General features: G+C 58.8%; 17 protein-coding genes and 1 tRNA gene. 6 read left to right on the top strand and 12 right to left on the bottom strand.

The features are described from left to right. The first annotated feature begins 221 nt into the window (after nucleotides 1-221). Complete coding sequence (locus CPter91_RS09850) at nucleotides 222-1,031, top strand: polysaccharide deacetylase family protein (protein ID WP_236905999.1); 810 nt, start codon at nucleotides 222-224, stop codon at nucleotides 1,029-1,031. 100 nt (nucleotides 1,032-1,131) lie between these two features. On the opposite strand, the gene CPter91_RS09845 is transcribed toward CPter91_RS09850, so the two are convergent. Further along, a complete protein-coding gene (locus tag CPter91_RS09845; RefSeq protein ID WP_061939742.1) occupies nucleotides 1,132-2,115 on the bottom strand; it encodes a DMT family transporter in 984 nt (327 codons plus the stop codon). A 161-nt stretch (nucleotides 2,116-2,276) separates the two neighbouring features. Between CPter91_RS09845 and CPter91_RS09840 the strand changes: the two genes are divergently transcribed. Both CPter91_RS09840 and CPter91_RS09835 read left to right on the top strand, forming a co-directional pair. Continuing rightward, a complete protein-coding gene (locus tag CPter91_RS09840; protein WP_236905998.1) occupies nucleotides 2,277-3,176 on the top strand; it encodes a LysR substrate-binding domain-containing protein in 900 nt (299 codons plus the stop codon). A 119-nt stretch (nucleotides 3,177-3,295) separates the two neighbouring features. After that, nucleotides 3,296-3,658 carry a DOPA 4,5-dioxygenase family protein gene (locus CPter91_RS09835; protein ID WP_061939740.1) on the top strand — a complete coding sequence of 121 codons (363 nt, stop codon included), beginning with the start codon at nucleotides 3,296-3,298 and terminating at the stop codon, nucleotides 3,656-3,658. A 187-nt stretch (nucleotides 3,659-3,845) separates the two neighbouring features. On the opposite strand, the gene CPter91_RS09830 is transcribed toward CPter91_RS09835, so the two are convergent. The 6 genes from CPter91_RS09830 to CPter91_RS09800 form a co-directional block, all read right to left on the bottom strand. Next, nucleotides 3,846-3,920, bottom strand: a tRNA-Val gene (locus CPter91_RS09830). 92 nt (nucleotides 3,921-4,012) lie between these two features. Then, the gene (locus tag CPter91_RS09825) at nucleotides 4,013-6,280 is read right to left on the bottom strand and encodes a RelA/SpoT family protein (RefSeq protein ID WP_061939738.1); all 2,268 of its coding nucleotides are present in this window, start codon (nucleotides 6,278-6,280) and stop codon (nucleotides 4,013-4,015) included. A gap of 10 nt (nucleotides 6,281-6,290) precedes the next feature. Next, nucleotides 6,291-6,641 carry a RidA family protein gene (locus CPter91_RS09820; RefSeq protein WP_061939736.1) on the bottom strand — a complete coding sequence of 117 codons (351 nt, stop codon included), beginning with the start codon at nucleotides 6,639-6,641 and terminating at the stop codon, nucleotides 6,291-6,293. A gap of 33 nt (nucleotides 6,642-6,674) precedes the next feature. Continuing rightward, nucleotides 6,675-7,541 carry an alpha/beta fold hydrolase gene (locus tag CPter91_RS09815; RefSeq protein WP_061939734.1) on the bottom strand — a complete coding sequence of 289 codons (867 nt, stop codon included), beginning with the start codon at nucleotides 7,539-7,541 and terminating at the stop codon, nucleotides 6,675-6,677. Nucleotides 7,542-7,854: 313 nt separating this feature from the next. Continuing rightward, nucleotides 7,855-8,508: a 3-oxoacid CoA-transferase subunit B gene (locus tag CPter91_RS09805; protein WP_061939730.1), complete on the bottom strand. Its 654-nt coding sequence runs from the start codon at nucleotides 8,506-8,508 to the stop codon at nucleotides 7,855-7,857. Nucleotides 8,509-8,533: 25 nt separating this feature from the next. Further along, complete coding sequence (locus tag CPter91_RS09800) at nucleotides 8,534-9,235, bottom strand: CoA transferase subunit A (protein WP_061939728.1); 702 nt, start codon at nucleotides 9,233-9,235, stop codon at nucleotides 8,534-8,536. 124 nt (nucleotides 9,236-9,359) lie between these two features. Between CPter91_RS09800 and CPter91_RS09795 the strand changes: the two genes are divergently transcribed. Beyond that, nucleotides 9,360-9,935 carry a LuxR C-terminal-related transcriptional regulator gene (locus CPter91_RS09795; protein WP_082792748.1) on the top strand — a complete coding sequence of 192 codons (576 nt, stop codon included), beginning with the start codon at nucleotides 9,360-9,362 and terminating at the stop codon, nucleotides 9,933-9,935. Nucleotides 9,936-9,942: 7 nt separating this feature from the next. On the opposite strand, the gene CPter91_RS09790 is transcribed toward CPter91_RS09795, so the two are convergent. After that, nucleotides 9,943-10,353, bottom strand: a complete 411-nt coding sequence (locus CPter91_RS09790) for an acyl-CoA thioesterase (RefSeq protein WP_061939724.1) — start codon at nucleotides 10,351-10,353, stop codon at nucleotides 9,943-9,945. 181 nt (nucleotides 10,354-10,534) lie between these two features. Here CPter91_RS09790 and CPter91_RS09785 point away from each other — a divergent pair, with 181 nt between their 5' ends. Next, the gene (locus CPter91_RS09785; protein WP_061939722.1) at nucleotides 10,535-12,226 is read left to right on the top strand and encodes an electron transfer flavoprotein-ubiquinone oxidoreductase; all 1,692 of its coding nucleotides are present in this window, start codon (nucleotides 10,535-10,537) and stop codon (nucleotides 12,224-12,226) included. A 45-nt stretch (nucleotides 12,227-12,271) separates the two neighbouring features. Beyond that, the gene (locus tag CPter91_RS09780) at nucleotides 12,272-13,123 is read left to right on the top strand and encodes a metallophosphoesterase (protein WP_061939720.1); all 852 of its coding nucleotides are present in this window, start codon (nucleotides 12,272-12,274) and stop codon (nucleotides 13,121-13,123) included. A gap of 87 nt (nucleotides 13,124-13,210) precedes the next feature. Here CPter91_RS09780 and CPter91_RS09775 read toward each other — a convergent pair whose 3' ends face one another. From CPter91_RS09775 to CPter91_RS09760, 4 genes are all read right to left on the bottom strand, one after another. Continuing rightward, nucleotides 13,211-13,768, bottom strand: a complete 558-nt coding sequence (locus CPter91_RS09775) for an NUDIX domain-containing protein (protein ID WP_061939718.1) — start codon at nucleotides 13,766-13,768, stop codon at nucleotides 13,211-13,213. A 135-nt stretch (nucleotides 13,769-13,903) separates the two neighbouring features. After that, nucleotides 13,904-14,218, bottom strand: a complete 315-nt coding sequence (locus CPter91_RS09770; protein WP_061939715.1) for a DUF2818 family protein — start codon at nucleotides 14,216-14,218, stop codon at nucleotides 13,904-13,906. 4 nt (nucleotides 14,219-14,222) lie between these two features. Next, a complete protein-coding gene (gene nuoN, locus CPter91_RS09765) occupies nucleotides 14,223-15,728 on the bottom strand; it encodes an NADH-quinone oxidoreductase subunit NuoN (RefSeq protein ID WP_061939713.1) in 1,506 nt (501 codons plus the stop codon). A 125-nt stretch (nucleotides 15,729-15,853) separates the two neighbouring features. Continuing rightward, nucleotides 15,854-17,341, bottom strand: a complete 1,488-nt coding sequence (locus CPter91_RS09760) for an NADH-quinone oxidoreductase subunit M (RefSeq protein ID WP_061939711.1) — start codon at nucleotides 17,339-17,341, stop codon at nucleotides 15,854-15,856. Nucleotides 17,342-17,361: the final 20 nt, after the last annotated feature.

Below are 17,361 nucleotides of genomic sequence, written 5' to 3'. Positions count from 1 at the left end.
GGCGAACAGCGGCGGTCGAGGGCGTATTATTCGCGCTGCGTCCCTCTCAAGCCAATCACCGCCCTACTGTCTGTCATCGTATGTTTTCGCTTTCCGTTTCATCTGTCCCGTTGCGCAATGCAATCTGCATCTCATCGCAGCATGGCAAAAAGATCATTTCCAGCCTGCTCGCGATTTTCGTGGCAATCAGTATTGCGGCTTGTGCCATTGAACCGGTTCCCATGTCGCCGCAAACCGCCCAGCGCCTGAAATCCCAAGCGCCAATCCGCTTCCTGCTGACGTTCGACGATGGCCCGGCCAGGCCAAGGACCGACAATTCGACACTGTCCATACTCGACACCCTAGCGCACAATCCGCTGCAACCCGGCATCAAAGCCTTGTTCTTTGTGCAAACCCGCTCCTCCGGCGCCGGCGAGACCGAATTTGGGCGCAACATACTGCGACGTGAAGTCGCTGAAGGGCATCTGCTCGGCTTTCATAGCGCCACGCCACACCATGCCAACCATCGCTTCCTCAAGCCCGAGGTATTCGAACAATCGCTGAACGACGGCATTGCCGACATCATGGCCATCCAGGGCAGCGCACCGAAACTGGTGCGGCCGCCATTCTGGAATTACGACAAGCGCACCTTTGCCGCCTACCAGCAGCACGGCATGCACCTGCTGCTGACGGATCTGAGCGCGAACGACGGCAAGATCTATGGCATCAAAGCCAGCTTGAGAAGACGTTCCAACATGCTGCATCTGTTGACCGATGTGCGCGAGCGGATTGCCGCGGGCGAGTTGCCGACGGTCGACGGCAGCATTCCGGTGGTGGTAAGTTTTCACGATGTCAACAGCTACACCGCCGATCACATGGCGGAGTATCTGCAAATACTGATGGATTGCGCGCGTGCGGTCCAGCTGCCGACTGCGGCCCAGCCGTTTTACGACGACAAGGCCACACTGGAGCGAGCGGCCCTGGCCAGAAGCGTCAGCGACAGTGCACAAAGCGTGCGCCTGCCGGGACTCTGGAACTGGCTGTGGGAGTGAGTATTGCAAAAAAATCCGAGACGGGCTTTACAAATCCGCCTGATCTTGGGAACTTTGGTCTGCCGCTTGTAGCAGCGGACCAAACCCCTCTATTTATCGCTCAGCTTAATTGATGCGATGACTCCCCAATAGAAGACGTTTCCCGGGAGCCGTTGACCGGGATGGTGCCGACTGGCTTCGGCGCGGTGCGGTCTACGGACGGCGATTTCAACGCCCAAGCTACGCTTGAAAGGCACAAGATCATTCCGACCCACTCAATAGGACCGGGGCGGTAATGTTCCATTTGTATCGATAGCAGCACCGAAATGACTGGCGTGACGACACCGATATACACCGCTTTTTGCGCGCCGATGCGGTCGATCAGCGTGAAGTAGGCATTGAATGCAATCACGGATCCGAAAATGGCAAGATAAAACAAGCCTATCCAGTAACGCGGCTTGGACGGCAGACGCCAAGGCTGGCCGCTGACCAAGGCCCAGAGCGCTACCAGCACGCAACCCCATAGCATGGCCCAGGCCATCGTCAGCATGACGTTCGACGACTGCTGTCGTACCTTGATTACCAGCGTATTACCGACCGAACTGGCAAGCGTGGCAGCCAGCGCCAGCGCGAAACCGATCAGGAAATGGCCGCTGCCGCCACCCATGATTTCCCGCCACGCAGCAGCAATCGACTGGGAAAACAACAAGGCCACGCCACATATCGCCACAGCTGCCGCACACCAGACGCGCCAAGTCAGCCTGGCGCCGAAAGCGATGCGGTTGCAGATCGGCGTCCAGAACACCATCAGCGCGAACAAGACGCTCACGAGTGCAGACACCAGATACTGTTCCGAGCTATAAGTACACATATAACTCAGACCAAAGCTGGCAAAGCCTTGCAGCATCACCCACCACTGGGCTTTCCAGGGCAGGCGCAAACGCTCCCCGCGCAGGTAGCACAATGCGAACAAGATGGCCGAAGCCAAGCCGAAGCGATACAGGACCGAGATAGCGGGCGCGACTTCGCCCAGCTGCAAAGTAATGGCCCAGAATGTGGAGCCCCAGATCAAGGAGGCGATGATGAAAAGAGCTGGGGAGGACATGGCAGGAGTTTATCGTGCCCCCACTGTCCTGACAACGTCGATTCAGTGATAATTTCAGCGTGTAGGATACTGTGACTGTTTACCGTTGCACGTTATTGCAGCGCCGAGTTTTTGGATACTGCCCGCCGACCATTTCCGACGCCATCCTTACCCTAGCCAATATGCGACGCTTCCCCTCTTTACTTAGCCTGCGCGCCTTCGAGGCCGCCTCCCGCCTTTCCAGCTTCAGCAAGGCGGCACACGAATTATCGATCAGCCCCAGCGCCATCAGCCATCAGATACGCAAACTGGAAGATGAGCTCGGCGCCGCCCTGTTCCGCCGCAGCACACGCACGATTACGCTGACCGCTGCCGGCGAGACTTATCTGCAGACAGTCAAGCAGGTCTTCGCTCTGCTGACAGAGGGGAGCAGGCAGATCGGGCAAGCGGCGCGCGCATCGCTAGGCATCAGCCTGCTTGCCTCATTCGCTTCCAACTGGCTGATGCCGCGTCTGGATAGTTTCACGGAGGCGCATCCGGATATCGATTTTCGACTCGACCCGAGCGTGGAGCTGACCAATTTTTCTGCCAGCGGCAACCAGCTTGCGATTCGCTATGGTCGCGGCGGTTGGCCCGACGTCGAGGCAAGACGCCTGATGCTGGAACGTCTCGCACCTGTCTGCAGCCCAGCCTATCTCAAGCGACATCCGCAATTATCCGAACCCGCAGATGTGGCCGCCCTCAATCTGCTGATGGCAAATGCAAAAGTGGAATACGAGTGGCAGGCATGGTCGCACATGAACGGCGTTGACCTTGCTTCTGCGCGCAAGACCCCGCTGCGCGATTACAACATCGTCCTGCAAGCGGCACTTGCGGGGCAAGGCATTGCAATGGGCAGAGGAGCGTTGATCGCCGAGCACCTGCAAAGCGGCCGCCTGGTCCAGCCGCTGGGGCCGGCAGTACCGATGAACGGCATCGGCTACTGGATCCTGGCGCCGCGCGGGACCTTGTCTGAAGAAGCTGCGCAGTTTCGCGACTGGCTGATATCCGAGGTGACTTCCTTTGAAGATTCCCGACCATGAGCAACGACGCACATTTGTGAATTGAATTCACAAATGTCGCGCAAAGTATGCGTTTGTCGGCAAGGCCACTGAGTAGATAACATGCTCCATGTCTTCACAACCTACAAAATGGAAACGACATGGACAACAAAGCCGCTCTTTACCACGCACACATTTACTACGAACCCGAAAATCGCACGATCGCAGAAGTACTTCATTTTCGTTTAAGCGAATTAACGAAGCCTGGCGACAGTTCTCCGATCCATTTTATCGGTCAGCTGCGAGACAGCAAGGTGATCCCGCATCCAATTCCCCAATTCGTCATTCATATTGCAAAGGAAAATTTTGAGGCAGTTCTCCCCATCATCGCGTCATCAGGATTAAGGGCGCTCGTGCATCCACTCTCCGGCGATGATCTGGCTGATCACACCATTTCGGCTCAATGGATAGGAGAACCCCTCGAGCTTGAACTCGCGTCGTTCCGCCCTCCCAGTGCCCACTAAGCCAGGGAACGGGTGTTGCTATAACAAACGCGCGCTCCAGAAATGGCAGCGCCAAAAGACTTGAGGGATGTTTACAAGGAAGATGACAAAGAATGAGCGAAATGGCCGCTCATATTGACGAAATATCGCTGAACTGTTCCAGAGATTTTCAGTGCTGGCTTAACTTATTGATTTAAAACAGGAATTCTGGTGGGAAGTACAAGTTTCGAACTTGTGACCTATCGCGTGTGAGGCGATCGCTCTACCCCTGAGCTAACCTCCCGGAGAGGCCGCCATTATGACATAAACTTTCCGGAAAATAAAGCAGGCGCGAAGAGAAAGCTGAAGCCCCTCTCCGCGCCCGTTGCGCCGGGTTTATTGGCGCTTGGCTTCCAGCACCCCTTTTACCTCGCGAATCACGGTCAGCGCCTTCTGCAGCTGGGCTGTAGAGGCGATTTCAGCGGTGAACGCCATCCGTGCATGGGCCTTGGCGCTTTGCGTGCTGACGCCGATGACGTTGATTTTTTCGCGCAAGAACACTTCCGAGATATCCCGCAGCAAGCCCTGGCGATCGCTGGCCAGCACGAAGATATCGACCGGGTAGACGGTCTCGGCCTCCTGCGCACCCCAGGTGGTCTGGATTACCCGCTCCGGCGCCTTGATGCGCATCTCGGCGAAGTTCTTGCAGTTTTCGCGATGGATTGAGACGCCCTTCCCGCGTGTAATAAAGCCGACCACCGGATCGGGCGGCGCCGGTTTGCAACACTTGGCCAGCTGCGTCATCAGACCGTCGGTGCCGACCACCAGCACGCCGGACTTCCCACCGTGCACCACGCTCGAGGCGCGGCTCTTGCGGGTGATCGCCGCTTCTTCAAATTCACTGCTGTTTTCCAGCGGCTTGATGCTGGGGTCGTCGTGCAGCGCTTGTTCGACGTGGCGCAGGCTGAACTCGTCCTTGCCTAGCGCCAGCAACAGATCTTCCAGCTTGGCGAATTCCAGTTTGCGCGCCAGTTCTTCCAGGTTGACCGCGGTCTTGCCTTCGCGCTGCAGAGTCTTGTCCAGCAGGCTGCGGCCGGTGGCCAGGGTTTCCTGCTGTTCGATGGCGTTGAACCAGGCGCGCACCTTGGAACGGGTGCGGGCGCTGGCGGCGTAGCCCGGCGTCAGCCAGTCGCGCGATGGACCGGAGCCGCCGGGAGCATTCTTGGCGGTGATGATTTCCACCGTCTGGCCGTTTTTCAGCGGCGTGTTCAACGGCACCATGCTGCCGTCCACCCGCGCGCCGCGGCAGCGGTGGCCGACGTCGGTGTGCAGGTAATAGGCGAAATCGATGGGCGTGGCGCCGCTCGGCAATTCAATCACGCGCGCTTGCGGCGTCAGCACGTAGATGTGATCGTTGAGGGTGGCTTGCTTGAGCTTTTCCAGCCACTCGCGGCGGCTGTCCTCGTGCTCCACCACGGCATCCACCACTTCGCTTTTCCAGGCCAGCAGCTGGCGCAGCCAGGCGATTTTCTCGTCGTATTTCTGCGCCGAGAAATTCGAGCTGCCGGATTCCTTGTAGCGCCAGTGCGCGGCCACCCCATATTCGGCGAAATGGTGCATTTCGTTGGTGCGGATCTGCACTTCGAGGGCACGGTCGTCGTCGGCCAGCACCACCGTATGCAGCGACTGGTAGCCGTTCTGCTTCGGCCGCGAGATGTAGTCGTCGAACTCTTTCGGGATCGGCACCCAGATGTTATGGACGATGCCCAGCACCGTGTAGCAAGTCTTGACGTCGTCGACGATCACGCGGAAAGCGCGGACGTCGTACAGCTCAGAAAAATCCAGGTCCTTGCCCTGCATCTTGTTCCAGATGCTGAAGATGTGCTTGGGCCGGCCCGACACTTCGGCCTTGATGTCGGCCGCCGCCAGCTCGCTGCGCAAGCGCGTGATGGCGGCGTCGACAAAGCCCTCGCGCTCGATGCGGCGCTCTTCCAGCATCTTGGCGATGCGCTTGTAGGTGACCGGATCGATGAAGCGGAACGACAGGTCTTCCAGCTCCCATTTGAGCTGCCAGATGCCGAGGCGGTTGGCCAGCGGCGCGTACAGGTCGAGCGTCTCGCGCGCATACTGGCTGGTGCGCTCGTTTTCCATTTTTTGTTCGGAAAAATAGCGCAGCGCGGTGACGCGCGAAGCTAGCCGCACCAGCACTACCCGCATGTCGGTGGCCATCGCCAGCAGCATCTTGCGCAGGGTTTCCACCTGGCTGGCAGCCTGCTGCGCGGCGTTCTTGCCGCGCATGACTTCCTGCGGCAGGCCGAAGGTAAAGCCGTGCAAACGCATCAGCTGGCGGATGCCGCTGACCAGGTCGGAGATTTCCTTGCCAAAGCGCTGCTCGATGGTGTCTGCGTAGCTGGCGTCCAGCAAGGGCAACTCGAACAGCAAGGCGGCGATGCGGGTTTCAACATCGGTATCGAGCAAGGCCAGGATGCTGGCCACGCCTTGCGAAAAATCGAGCGTGCTCTGGCCGGTGGTGATGACGTTGTCGGCGTATATCGGCTCGACAAACGCCAGCGCATCGAGCACGCGCGCGCTGTCCGCCTCACTCAGGCCGGTGGTGCACAGCTGGATTTGCGTAGCGCGTTGTGTTGCAGTGAGCGAAACCATGCTTGCATCTTTATTTTTGCGCAGCGACCACGATAATTTCTATCAGGATTTCAGGACGCGCGAGTTTAGCTTCTACCGTGGCCCGCGGCGGCGCATTGCCGACCGAGACCCACTCATCCCAGACCAGGTTCATGCCATCGAAATCCTTGACGTCGGCCAGGTAGATCTGGCAGGACAGGATGTGATGCTTGTCGCTGCCGGCCTCGTTCAGCAGGCGGTCGATGTGGCCGAGCGATTCGCGCGTCTGGCCTTCGATGTTCTGGGTGGTGTCTTCGGCCAGCTGGCCGGCCAGGTACACGGTACCGTTATGGATGGCGACTTCTGAAAGTCTCTTGCCGACATGCAGGCGCTGGATAGCCATGGGTCATCTCCTGTAAGAATAAATGGTAAAAAATCAGCCAAGCAGAAAATCGCTGACAACTTCAATCTGGTCGGTATGCAGCAAAGTGGGCGCATGGCCGACCCCGGCCAGCTCGACCAGCTTGGCCTTGGGGCCGCACTGCGTCATCAGCTGCGCAGTTTCCGGCGACAGCAGGTCCGACTGGGCGCCGCGCACCAGCAAGGTCGGGCAGGTGATCGCCTTGTAGGCGCTCCACAGCAGCGTTTCCGACAACTTGAAGATTTCCGGTGTGGTCGACTTGAACGGCTCGGCCAGTTTCAAATCGTAGTGGCGGGTCCATTCGCCGCCGGCGTTCTGGTGCAGGACGTCGGCCGCCAGCTTGCGCCATTCGGCGTCGGTGTGCGGGCCGAACGATGCCGAGATGGCGCGCACGTAGGCCGCGGCTTCGTCAAATGTCGGGAAGCGCATGTCGGCGCCGATGTATTCGCCGATGCGTCCCATTGCATCCGCATTCAGGGTCGGGCCGACATCGTTGAGCACCAGCTTGCGCAGCGGATTGTCCGGCAGCGACGCCAGGCCGATGCCGATCAGGCCGCCCATCGAAGTGCCGACCAGGTCCACGGTTTCAGCATTCAGGCGGGCCAGCAAGGTCACCACATCGTTCAGGTATTGCGGCAGCACATAGTATTGCGGATCGCGCAGCCAATCGGAACGGCCGCGGCCGACCACGTCCGGGCAGACCACGCGATAGGTATCGCACAAGGCGCGCGCCAGCTGGTCGAAATCATCGGAGACGCGGGTCACGCCGTGCAGGCACAGCAATACATTCGGATTATGCGGATCGCCCCATTCCTGGTAGGCCATCTTGTGCAGGCCGGCGGGAGAAATGCATTGAACAGACTTGTGGGTGGCGATGGTCATTGGTACCCCGTTTCAGTTAAGGCTTGCTGGCACGCGCGCAGCGAACAACGCGTTTGATTTGCGGATATACAACATCTTATCGCATATGGCCCTACCCTTGCACCTTAGCTTCAACATAAGGGGGAGCAAATGGGACCAGGTAAAGAAAAAGCGGCGCCTGATCAATGTATCAGGCGCCGCTTTTTTAGAGTTATTCAGACTTCTCTGCGACTAAAGGAGAGACTATCCTTGCCAAGAGCTAGGGTGGGCACGCTTTTGTGCCCACGCGGATAGCACTACAGCGTGGGCACAAAAGCGTGCCCACCCTACATATTTAGTGCAATGCACTCAGGTCCAGCTCCGCACCGGTTTGCGCAACGATATCTTCGCGGCTGACGCCCGACGCCAGTTCGATCACTTTCAAGCCCTGCGGCGTCACGTCCAGCACGCCGAGGTCGGTGATGATGCGGTTGACCACGCCGACGCCGGTCAGCGGCAGGTTGCAGGCTTCCAGGATCTTGTGCGAAGTGGTGCCGTCCTTGGCTTTGGCCACATGCTCCATCAGCACTACCACGCGGCCGACGCCGGCCACCAGGTCCATTGCGCCGCCCATGCCCTTGACCAGTTTCCCTGGAATCATCCAGTTGGCCAGGTCGCCATTCTTGGACACCTGCATGGCGCCCAGGATCGCGATATTGATCTTCCCGCCGCGTATCATGGCGAAGGAATCGGCCGAACTGAAGTAAGCCGATCCCGGCAAGGAAGTCACAGTCTGCTTGCCGGCATTGATCAGGTCGGCGTCGACCTTGTCGTCGGTCGGAAACGGGCCGATGCCGAGCAGGCCGTTTTCCGATTGCAGCCAGACTTCGATGTCCTTCGGTACGTGATTGGCAACCAGGGTCGGCAAGCCGATGCCGAGGTTGACGTAAAAACCATCTTGCAATTCCTTTGCCGCGCGCGCGGCCATTTCATCTCGTGTCCATGCCATGTTGTTCTCCTGGTCTCGGTGCTGTTTATTCTGCAGGGCGAACGGTACGCTGTTCGATACGCTTTTCCGGGTTCGCATTGACTACGATGCGGTGCACAAAAATGCCCGGCGTATGGACCTGGTCCGGATCGATCTCGCCCACCTCAACCAGATGTTCGACTTCCACCACGGTGATTTTACCGGCCATGGCGACATTCGGATTGAAGTTGCGGGCGGTCTTGTTGAACACCAGGTTGCCGCTGCGGTCCGCCTTGTAGGCCTTGACCAGCGAGACGTCTGCCACGAGCGAACGCTCCATCACATACTTGGCGCCGTCGAATTCGCGGATTTCCTTGCCCTCGGCAACCAGGGTGCCGACGCCGGTCTTGGTAAAGAAGGCCGGGATGCCGGCGCCGCCGGCACGCAGCTTTTCCGCCAGCGTGCCCTGCGGCGTGAATTCGAGTTCGAGTTCGCCGGCCAGGTATTGCCGTTCAAATTCCTTGTTTTCGCCGACGTAGGAAGCGATCATTTTCTTGATCTGGCGGGTGGTCAGCAATTGGCCCAGGCCGAAGCCGTCGACGCCGGCGTTGTTGGAAATCGCCGTCAGCTCTTTCACGCCGGAATTGCGCAACGCCAGGATCAGCGCCTCAGGGATGCCGCACAGGCCAAAACCACCTACGGCGATGGTCTGGCCATCCTTGACTATGCCGGCCAACGCGCTTGCCGCGTCAGGATAAACTTTGTTCATGCCTTGCCTCCTGTTTGTGTAAACTAGCTATTATTGCTCTGATTGCTCTGCCCTTGGTCTGTTAGCATATGACGAAGTAACACATCCAACAATACCGTAAAACTACGAACTCACGCTGCAGCCAGTGCCATTGCCTAATTCTGCCATCGATTACCAGACCATTTTCGCCCATGCACCGATAGGCATGTGCGTGTCGGAACGCCGCATCATGCAGGTGTGCAACCTGGCCCTGGCCCGCATGTTCGGCTACCAGCAGGAAGAATTGAACGGTCAGTCGTTTCAGCTGCTATATCCCACCCAGGATGAGTTCGAGCGCACCGGCGCCCGTATCGTGCCGATCATGAACGCCAAGGGTATCTATTCCGACGAACGGATCATGCGGCGCGCCAGCGGCGAGTTGTTCTGGTGCCATGTCACCGGCCACGCGCTGGTGCCGCACGATACGCACGCCTCCGGCATCTGGACTTTCGAGGATTTGAGTGAAAAACGCCGGGCTTCAGCTGTATTATCTCCGCGCGAACGCGAGATTGCAGCGCTGCTGGTGGAAGGCAAGACCAGCAAGCTGATCGGCAAGCAGATCGGCCTCAGCCCGCGCACGGTGGAGATGCACCGGGCCAACCTGATGAAGAAGTTCGCCGCCTCGACTTCCAGCGAACTGGTGCATCGCTTGCTCGGGATCACCCAGGCCGAGCCGGTTTAACGAACGCTCAGACTGGCGACGTCAGCAACTGGCGCAGATCGTCGGGCAAAGGCATGGATTTTTCCAGATCGAAATCGATCCAGACGATCTTTGCGCTACCTTCGGCAAATACCACGTCCGGCATGTCGGCGCGACGGATTTCATAGCTCGCTTCGAAACTGGAGCGGCCGACGGCGCCGATGTAGGATTTGACCTCCACTTCGCAGGGATATTTCAATTGCCGCAAGAAACTGCACTGCGCATTGACCAGCACCGGCCCGTGGCGGGAATCGAAATCGCTGCCGATCTCTTGCAGCCATTCGATGCGCGCCTGTTCCATATAGCGGAAATAAATCGTATTGTTGACGTGGCCGAGCGCATCCATATCGCCCCAGCGCATGGCAATCTTGGTGGTGTGGACGTGTTTTCTGGTTTCCATTATTTCAACTTTCGTGAATACTGTGGTGATCTGCCTTCCAGCGGCCGCAAGCGAGCTCGGCGTGAGGGCCTCCGCGGCATGCGAGGAACAACACTAACCGCTGAGGAAGCCTAGCATTCTGCCGCAAAATCCCGGACAATTAGCACATCCGTTCGAAAAATTAATGATAGGTAAAGAGACAATGACTCCAACCCCAGGGCAGAACCAGCAAAATCTCCTAGAACAATACGGTCCGCGCGAAGCAATGGAATACGACGTGGTGGTGGTCGGCGGCGGCCCTGCCGGCCTGGCAGCGGCGATCCGCCTCAAACAGCAGGCCGCAGAGCAAGGTCGCGAAGTGTCCGTCTGTGTATTGGAAAAAGGCAGCGAAATCGGCGCCCACATCCTCTCCGGCGCCGTGATGGACCCGCAGGCGCTGACCGAACTGCTGCCCAACTGGAAAGAACTGGGCGCGCCGCTGACCACGGAAGTCAGCGAAGACCGTTTTCTGTTCCTGACCGAGAAAAAAGCCTACAAGACACCCAACTGGATGTTGCCGGCCTGCTTCCAGAACCATGGCAATTACGTCATCTCGCTGGCCAATGTGGTGCGCTGGATGGGCCAGCAGGCGGAAACCCTGGGCGTGGAAATCTTCCCTGGCTTCCCGGCTGCCGAAGTGCTCTATAACGAAGACGGCTCGGTCAAGGGCGTCGCCACCGGCAACATGGGTGTGGACCGCCATGGTCAGCCTACCGACGCCTTCCAGCTCGGCATGGAACTGCACGCCAAGTACACCCTGTTCGCCGAAGGCGCGCGCGGCCACCTGGGCAAACAATTGATGGCGAAATTCGACCTCAACAAGGGCAAGGATCCGCAAACCTACGCGATCGGCATCAAGGAACTGTGGGAAATCGATCCCAAGCTGCATCAGCCAGGCCTGGTGGTGCATACCGCCGGCTGGCCGCTGGATACCCAGACCTATGGCGGCTCCTTCCTGTACCACCTGGAAAACAACCAGGTCGCGGTCGGCTACGTGGTCGGCCTGGCTTACGAAAACCCCTACCTCTCGCCTTACGAAGAGTTCCAGCGCTACAAGACGCACCCGGAAATCAGCAAATTCTTCCAGGGCGGCAAACGGATTTCCTACGGCGCCCGCGCGATCACCGCCGGCGGCCTGCAATCGCTGCCCAAGCTGACCTTCCCGGGCGGCGCCCTGATCGGCTGCGACGCCGGCTTCCTCAACGCCAGCCGCATCAAGGGCAGCCACGCCGCCATCAAGACCGGCATGCTGGCCGCCAATGCCGCCTTTGAAGCGCTGGGCAACAATCGCCAGTTCGACGAACTGACAGCTTATAGCGCAGCGTTTGAGAAATCCTGGCTGCATGAAGAGCTGCACAAGGCGCGCAACTTCAAGCCATGGATGAGCAAGGGCCTCTACCTCGGCACCCTGATGGTCGGCATCGACCAGGTGGTGTTCGGCGGCAAAGCGCCGTGGACCCTGCGCCATACCCACGCCGACCACGAATGCCTGAAGCCGGCCGCCAACTACACGCCGATCAAGTATCCGAAGCCGGATGGCAAGCTGACCTTCGACCGCCTGTCGTCGGTGTTCATCTCCAACACCAACCACGCCGAAGACCAGCCTATCCACCTGACCCTGAAAGATCCGAACGTACCGGTCAACGTCAACCTACGCGACTATGCCGGCCCGGAAGCGCGCTACTGCCCTGCCGGCGTGTATGAATTCGTCACCAACGAAGACAATACCGAACGCCTGCAGATCAATGCGCAGAACTGCGTGCATTGCAAGACCTGCGATATCAAGGATCCGACCCAGAATATCGTGTGGGTGACGCCGGAAGGCGGCGGCGGGCCGAACTATCCGAATATGTGATCCCAACCCAAAGGCTGCGCATGCGGCCTTTTTCATAGCTATCCGATGACAAGCTGGCGCGGCAAACACAACTACCCGGCACGCAGGCTGAGCGAACGTACGCTCAATCTTCTGCTGCTCAACGGCTTCTTCGCCAAGTTGAGTCATCGGCTTGGCTTGCACGGCAAACTAGGCGTGTCGCACTACAGCGTGGAATTGGAAACGGGCAAACGGCTGGCGACGCCGCTGCGCATAGGATTTGCGTCTGACTTCCACACCGGCCCGACTACCAGCCCGCAGATATTCGCAGATCTTTTCGATGAAATCCATCGCCAGCAGCCAGACGTACTGCTGCTAGGCGGGGATTTTGTTTCTGGGCCTGCGCATTACGCCAGGGCGCTCAAAGCAGGACTGGCTGCTGTCCAGCCCCGCTACGGGAAATTTGCGGTCATGGGAAACCACGATCTGTGGGCGGACGAAACGCAGCTATCTGCGATTCTGGAGGAAGCTGGCGTCGAGGTTTTGATCAACCGCAATTGTCCGCTGCCGACGCCCTATGAAACCGTCTCGATCTGCGGCCTGGACGATCCCTGGACCGGCACCCCGGATATACATCAAACGGTCGGCGATGCCGGGGAAATACGCATACTGCTGATGCACGCACCAGACGGCCTGTTGCTGCTGGACGGCCAGCGCTTCGATCTCAGCTTCGCTGGGCATACGCATGGCGGCCAGGTCGCCTTTGCAGACGGCACGCCCGTCCTGGTGCCACACGGTCCGCTTTGCCGGAAGTACCACTTTGGCCGTCACGAGATAGAGCACAACGGCAGCCTGATCGTGAGCCGGGGCGTAGGATGCAGCACTTTGCCGATCCGCTTGAATGCGGATCCGGAGCTGGTGATCTGTACGGTATATTAAAGGAGACAAATGTAGAGTGGGCACCTGTGCCCACGTGGATGCGGTCCGCTACCGCGTGGGCAAGAAAACCTGCCCACCCTACGGTGCTTAAGGAAGCTTCCAATCGCCGGCGACGATCTTTTCAAGCCAGAAAGTGCCGATCACGGTTTTGACGTCGGTGACCTTGCCTTCCCTCACCCAGCTCAGCATATCCGCCAGCGGCGCCTTGAAGACGTCCAGGAATTCACCCTCATCGAGCTTGCGCTCGCCCGCGACCAGACCGCGTGCCAGGAATAGTTCCAGGTGCTCGTCGGAATAGGCGATGGCGTTGTGGATGGTGCAGACGTGCTGCCACTCAGTGGCGGTATAGCCGGTTTCTTCCAGCAGCTCCCGCTTGGCGCAGCTCAGGTGATCCTCGCCTTCGTCGATTTTACCGGCCGGGTACTCAATGAAAACGCGCTCCAGCGGATAGCGGTATTGCCGCTCCAGCAGCACCGTGCCGTCTTCAAACAAAGGCAGGATGACGACGGCGCCGGGATGCTTGATGTATTCGCGGGTGGTGGCTTTGCCGTCCGGCAGTTCTACCTTGTCGCGCTGCACTTTGAGGAAATGGCCGTCATAGGCGACGGCGGTGGCGATCTGGGTTTCTTTCAGGTGACTATCCATGCAAACGCTCCGGCGAAATGGTGGCTAACGAGACAAGCGGACTAGTGTGGGATTGTAATACCTGCGGGCGCTGGCTGTGCTGCGCCGCATGAGACGGTACCGGCAGACGGAGGCGCATGCGCGCCCCACCCGGCTTCAGCGATGTTTCTTCAGATAACGCAGTACGTAGCCTGGATAGGCCAGCACCAGGAACATGCAGCCAGTGACCGCATAGAATTCCCAGCCTTGCGCGAAGGTATTGCCGATATTTGCTTCCAGCATGCGGGCACACAGACCGACCAGCGCATATAGCGCAAACAACTCCAGCAGGCGCACCCAGATCGGCTTGGCTGCCGCCTGGCCGCCAAACTTGACCGGCAGCAGCGCGAACAAGCGTTCGTTAAAGAACGGCAGGTTCGCCGCTAGCAGCGCAAGCAGGATGACGAACAGGCTGGAGAGAGAAACGTTCACGCGCTTAGGAAGTGACGCGGGCGATGAAACCGGCCAGGGTGCGGACGATAGCCAGGTTGCTGGCATCCATCAGCAGGCCAGGCCACAGGCCCAGCACCAGCACGGCAATACCGTTCAGACTCAGCAGCACGCGCACATCGGCGTGGGCGACGATAGGCGCACGGTCTTGCGGCTCGTCGAAATACATCATCTTGATCACGCGCAGGTAGTAGAAGGCGCCGATCAGCGAGAACAGCACGGCCACCACCGCCAGCCAGACTTGGCCGGTGCCGATCACGGCCTGCAGCACCGACAGCTTGGCGTAGAAGCCCATCATTGGCGGAATGCCCGCCAGCGACAGCATCAGCACCAGCATCACGCCGGCAAACCATGGGCTGCGCTGGTTCAAGCCTTTGAAGTCGTCCATGTTTTCTGCTTCAAAACCGGCGCGCGACAGCAGCATGATGACGCCGAAAGTACCGAGCGTGGTCATGACATAGGTGATCGCATAGAACATGGCCGAACTGTAGGCGTTCGAAGTCGAAAACAGGTTGTGGTCGACCACGCCGCTCAACAGGCCTAGCAGCATGAAGCCCATGTGCGAAATGGTCGAGTAAGCCAGCATGCGTTTGATGTTGGTCTGGGCAATCGCAGTGATGTTACCGATCGCCAGCGACAGCACCGCCAGCACAATCAGCATCTGCTGCCAATGCTCTGCCAGCGGCAGCAAGCCTTCCACCAGCAGACGGAAGCAGATCGCAAAAGCCGCCAGCTTAGGTGCACCGCCGAGCAACAGGGTGACCGCGGTCGGTGCGCCCTGATAGACGTCAGGCACCCACATGTGGAATGGCACGGCGCCCAGCTTGAACGCCAGGCCGCAGACGATGAACACCACGCCGAACACCAGCACGGTTTGGTTGATGTTGCCGGAATCGGTAGCGCGCGCTATTTCCACCAGGTCAAGCGAACCGGTGGCGCCGTACAGCATCGACATCCCGTACAGCAGGAAACCGGAAGCCATCGCGCCCAGCACAAAATACTTCATCGCCGCTTCGGTAGCCGAAGTGTTTTCACGGCGCAGAGCGACCATCGCGTACAGCGACAGCGACATCAGTTCCAGGCCCAGATAGATGCTGAGGAAATTGCTGCCGGAGATCATCACCATCTGGCCCAGCAAAGCGAACAAGGCCAAAGGATAGAATTCGCCGCCCAGGTGGCCGCCAACCATCGCCCGTTCGCTGACATAGCTGCGCGAGTAGACCAGGGTCATCGCCACCGCCACGTAGGAAACCAGCTTCAGCAAGCTGGAGAGTGGGTCCGAGACGAACATGTTGTGGAAAGTAAAGACCGTCTCCCCGCTTTCGAATGCGCCCAGCGTCAATACAAAGCACACGGCCAGTACGGCCAGCGTCAGGTAATAGGTGATGTGGCGCTTGGCATCCGAAACGAACATATCGATCAGCAGCACGAGCGAAGTCGCGATCAGCAGAAAGATTTCCGGATAAACAGGGATCAGATTCATGTTATTCATTTATTTGCCACTTATTTTGTACGCTGCGCTTCTAGTCAGTTGAGGACAGAGCTGCACGAGTAGTGTAATTCGCCACGCTTCAGCGACTCTCAAACACTCGCCGTGCGCCTCTGTCCCGCAATTTGTTAATTTAACTTGGTGATCGCCACGTGCTTCAGCAGATCGGCAACCGACACTTGCATCGCATCGGTGAACGGCGCCGGATACAGGCCCATTGCGATGACGGCAATCGCCAGGATACCCAGCATGGCGAACTCACGCTTGTTCAGGTCCAGCATTTCTTTCACATGCGAATTGGTGACGGCGCCGAACACCACGCGCTTGACCAGCCACAGCGAGTAAGCCGCACCGAGGATCAGCGCAGTCGCTGCCAGCAGGCCGATCCAGAAATTGAACTTGACCGCGCCCAGGATCACCATGAACTCGCCGACGAAACCGGACGTACCTGGCAAGCCGGAATTGGCCAGCGAGAACAGCACGAACAAGGCAGCGAAACGCGGCATGACGTTGACGACGCCGCCGTAAGCGGAAATTTCACGGGTATGCATGCGGTCGTACAGCACGCCGATACACAGGAACATCGCGCCAGACACAAAGCCGTGCGAAATCATTTGCACGATGCCGCCCTGCAGGCCGATGTCGTTGAAGATAAAGAAGCCGAGCGTGACGAAGCCCATGTGCGCGATCGACGAATAAGCAATCAGCTTCTTCATGTCTTTTTGCACCAGCGCCACCAGGCCGATATAGATCACGGCGATCAGCGACAAGGTGATCATGAAGCCGGCCAGGTAGTGGCTGGCGTCAGGCGTGATCGGCAGCGAGAAACGCAGGAAGCCGTAGCCGCCCAGCTTCAGCATGATGGCGGCCAGCACCACGGAGCCGCCGGTAGGCGCTTCCACGTGGGCATCGGGCAACCAGGTATGCACCGGCCACATCGGCACCTTGACGGCAAACGCCACCAGGAAGGCCAGGAAGATCAGGATTTGCTCCGACATGTCCAGCGGCAGCTGGTGCCAGGTCAGGATTTCAAAGGTACCGGAATGAAAGTACAGGTACAGCAATGCCACCAGCATCAGCAGCGAGCCCATCAGCGTGTACAGGAAGAACTTGATCGCTGCATACACCCGGTTGCTGCCGCCCCAGACGCCGACGATGATGAACATCGGAATCAGGGTCGCTTCGAAGAAGACGTAGAACAGCATGCCGTCCAGCGCGCAGAAGACGCCAATCATCAGGCCCGACAGGATCAGGAAAGCGCCCATGTACTGCGCGACCTTCTTCTCGATCACTTGCCAGGCGGCGATCACCACCAGCACCGTGATGAAGGCGGTCAGCGGGATGAACCACAGCGAGAGGCCGTCGATACCGAGGAAATAATTGATGTTGAAGCGGTCGATCCATACCGACTTTTCAACGAACTGCATGCCCAGGAAACCGTTGTCGAACTGCCGCACGATCGGCAAGGTGACCACGAAGCTGACCGCCGCGCCCAGCAGCGAAAGCCAGCGCACCAGGGTTGGATTGTCGTCGCGGCCGACTGCCAGGACGAGGATACCAAACGCGACCGGACACCAGATCGCGAGGCTGAGAAGAGGGAAAGTTGACTGCATCATATGTATTATTTATCTACCTT

The organism is Collimonas pratensis (assembly GCF_001584185.1).
In the GTDB taxonomy this organism is placed as follows: domain Bacteria; phylum Pseudomonadota; class Gammaproteobacteria; order Burkholderiales; family Burkholderiaceae_D; genus Collimonas; species Collimonas pratensis.
The sequence above is the reverse complement of the archived record's forward strand: the minus strand, read 5'-3'. Positions and strand labels throughout refer to the sequence as shown.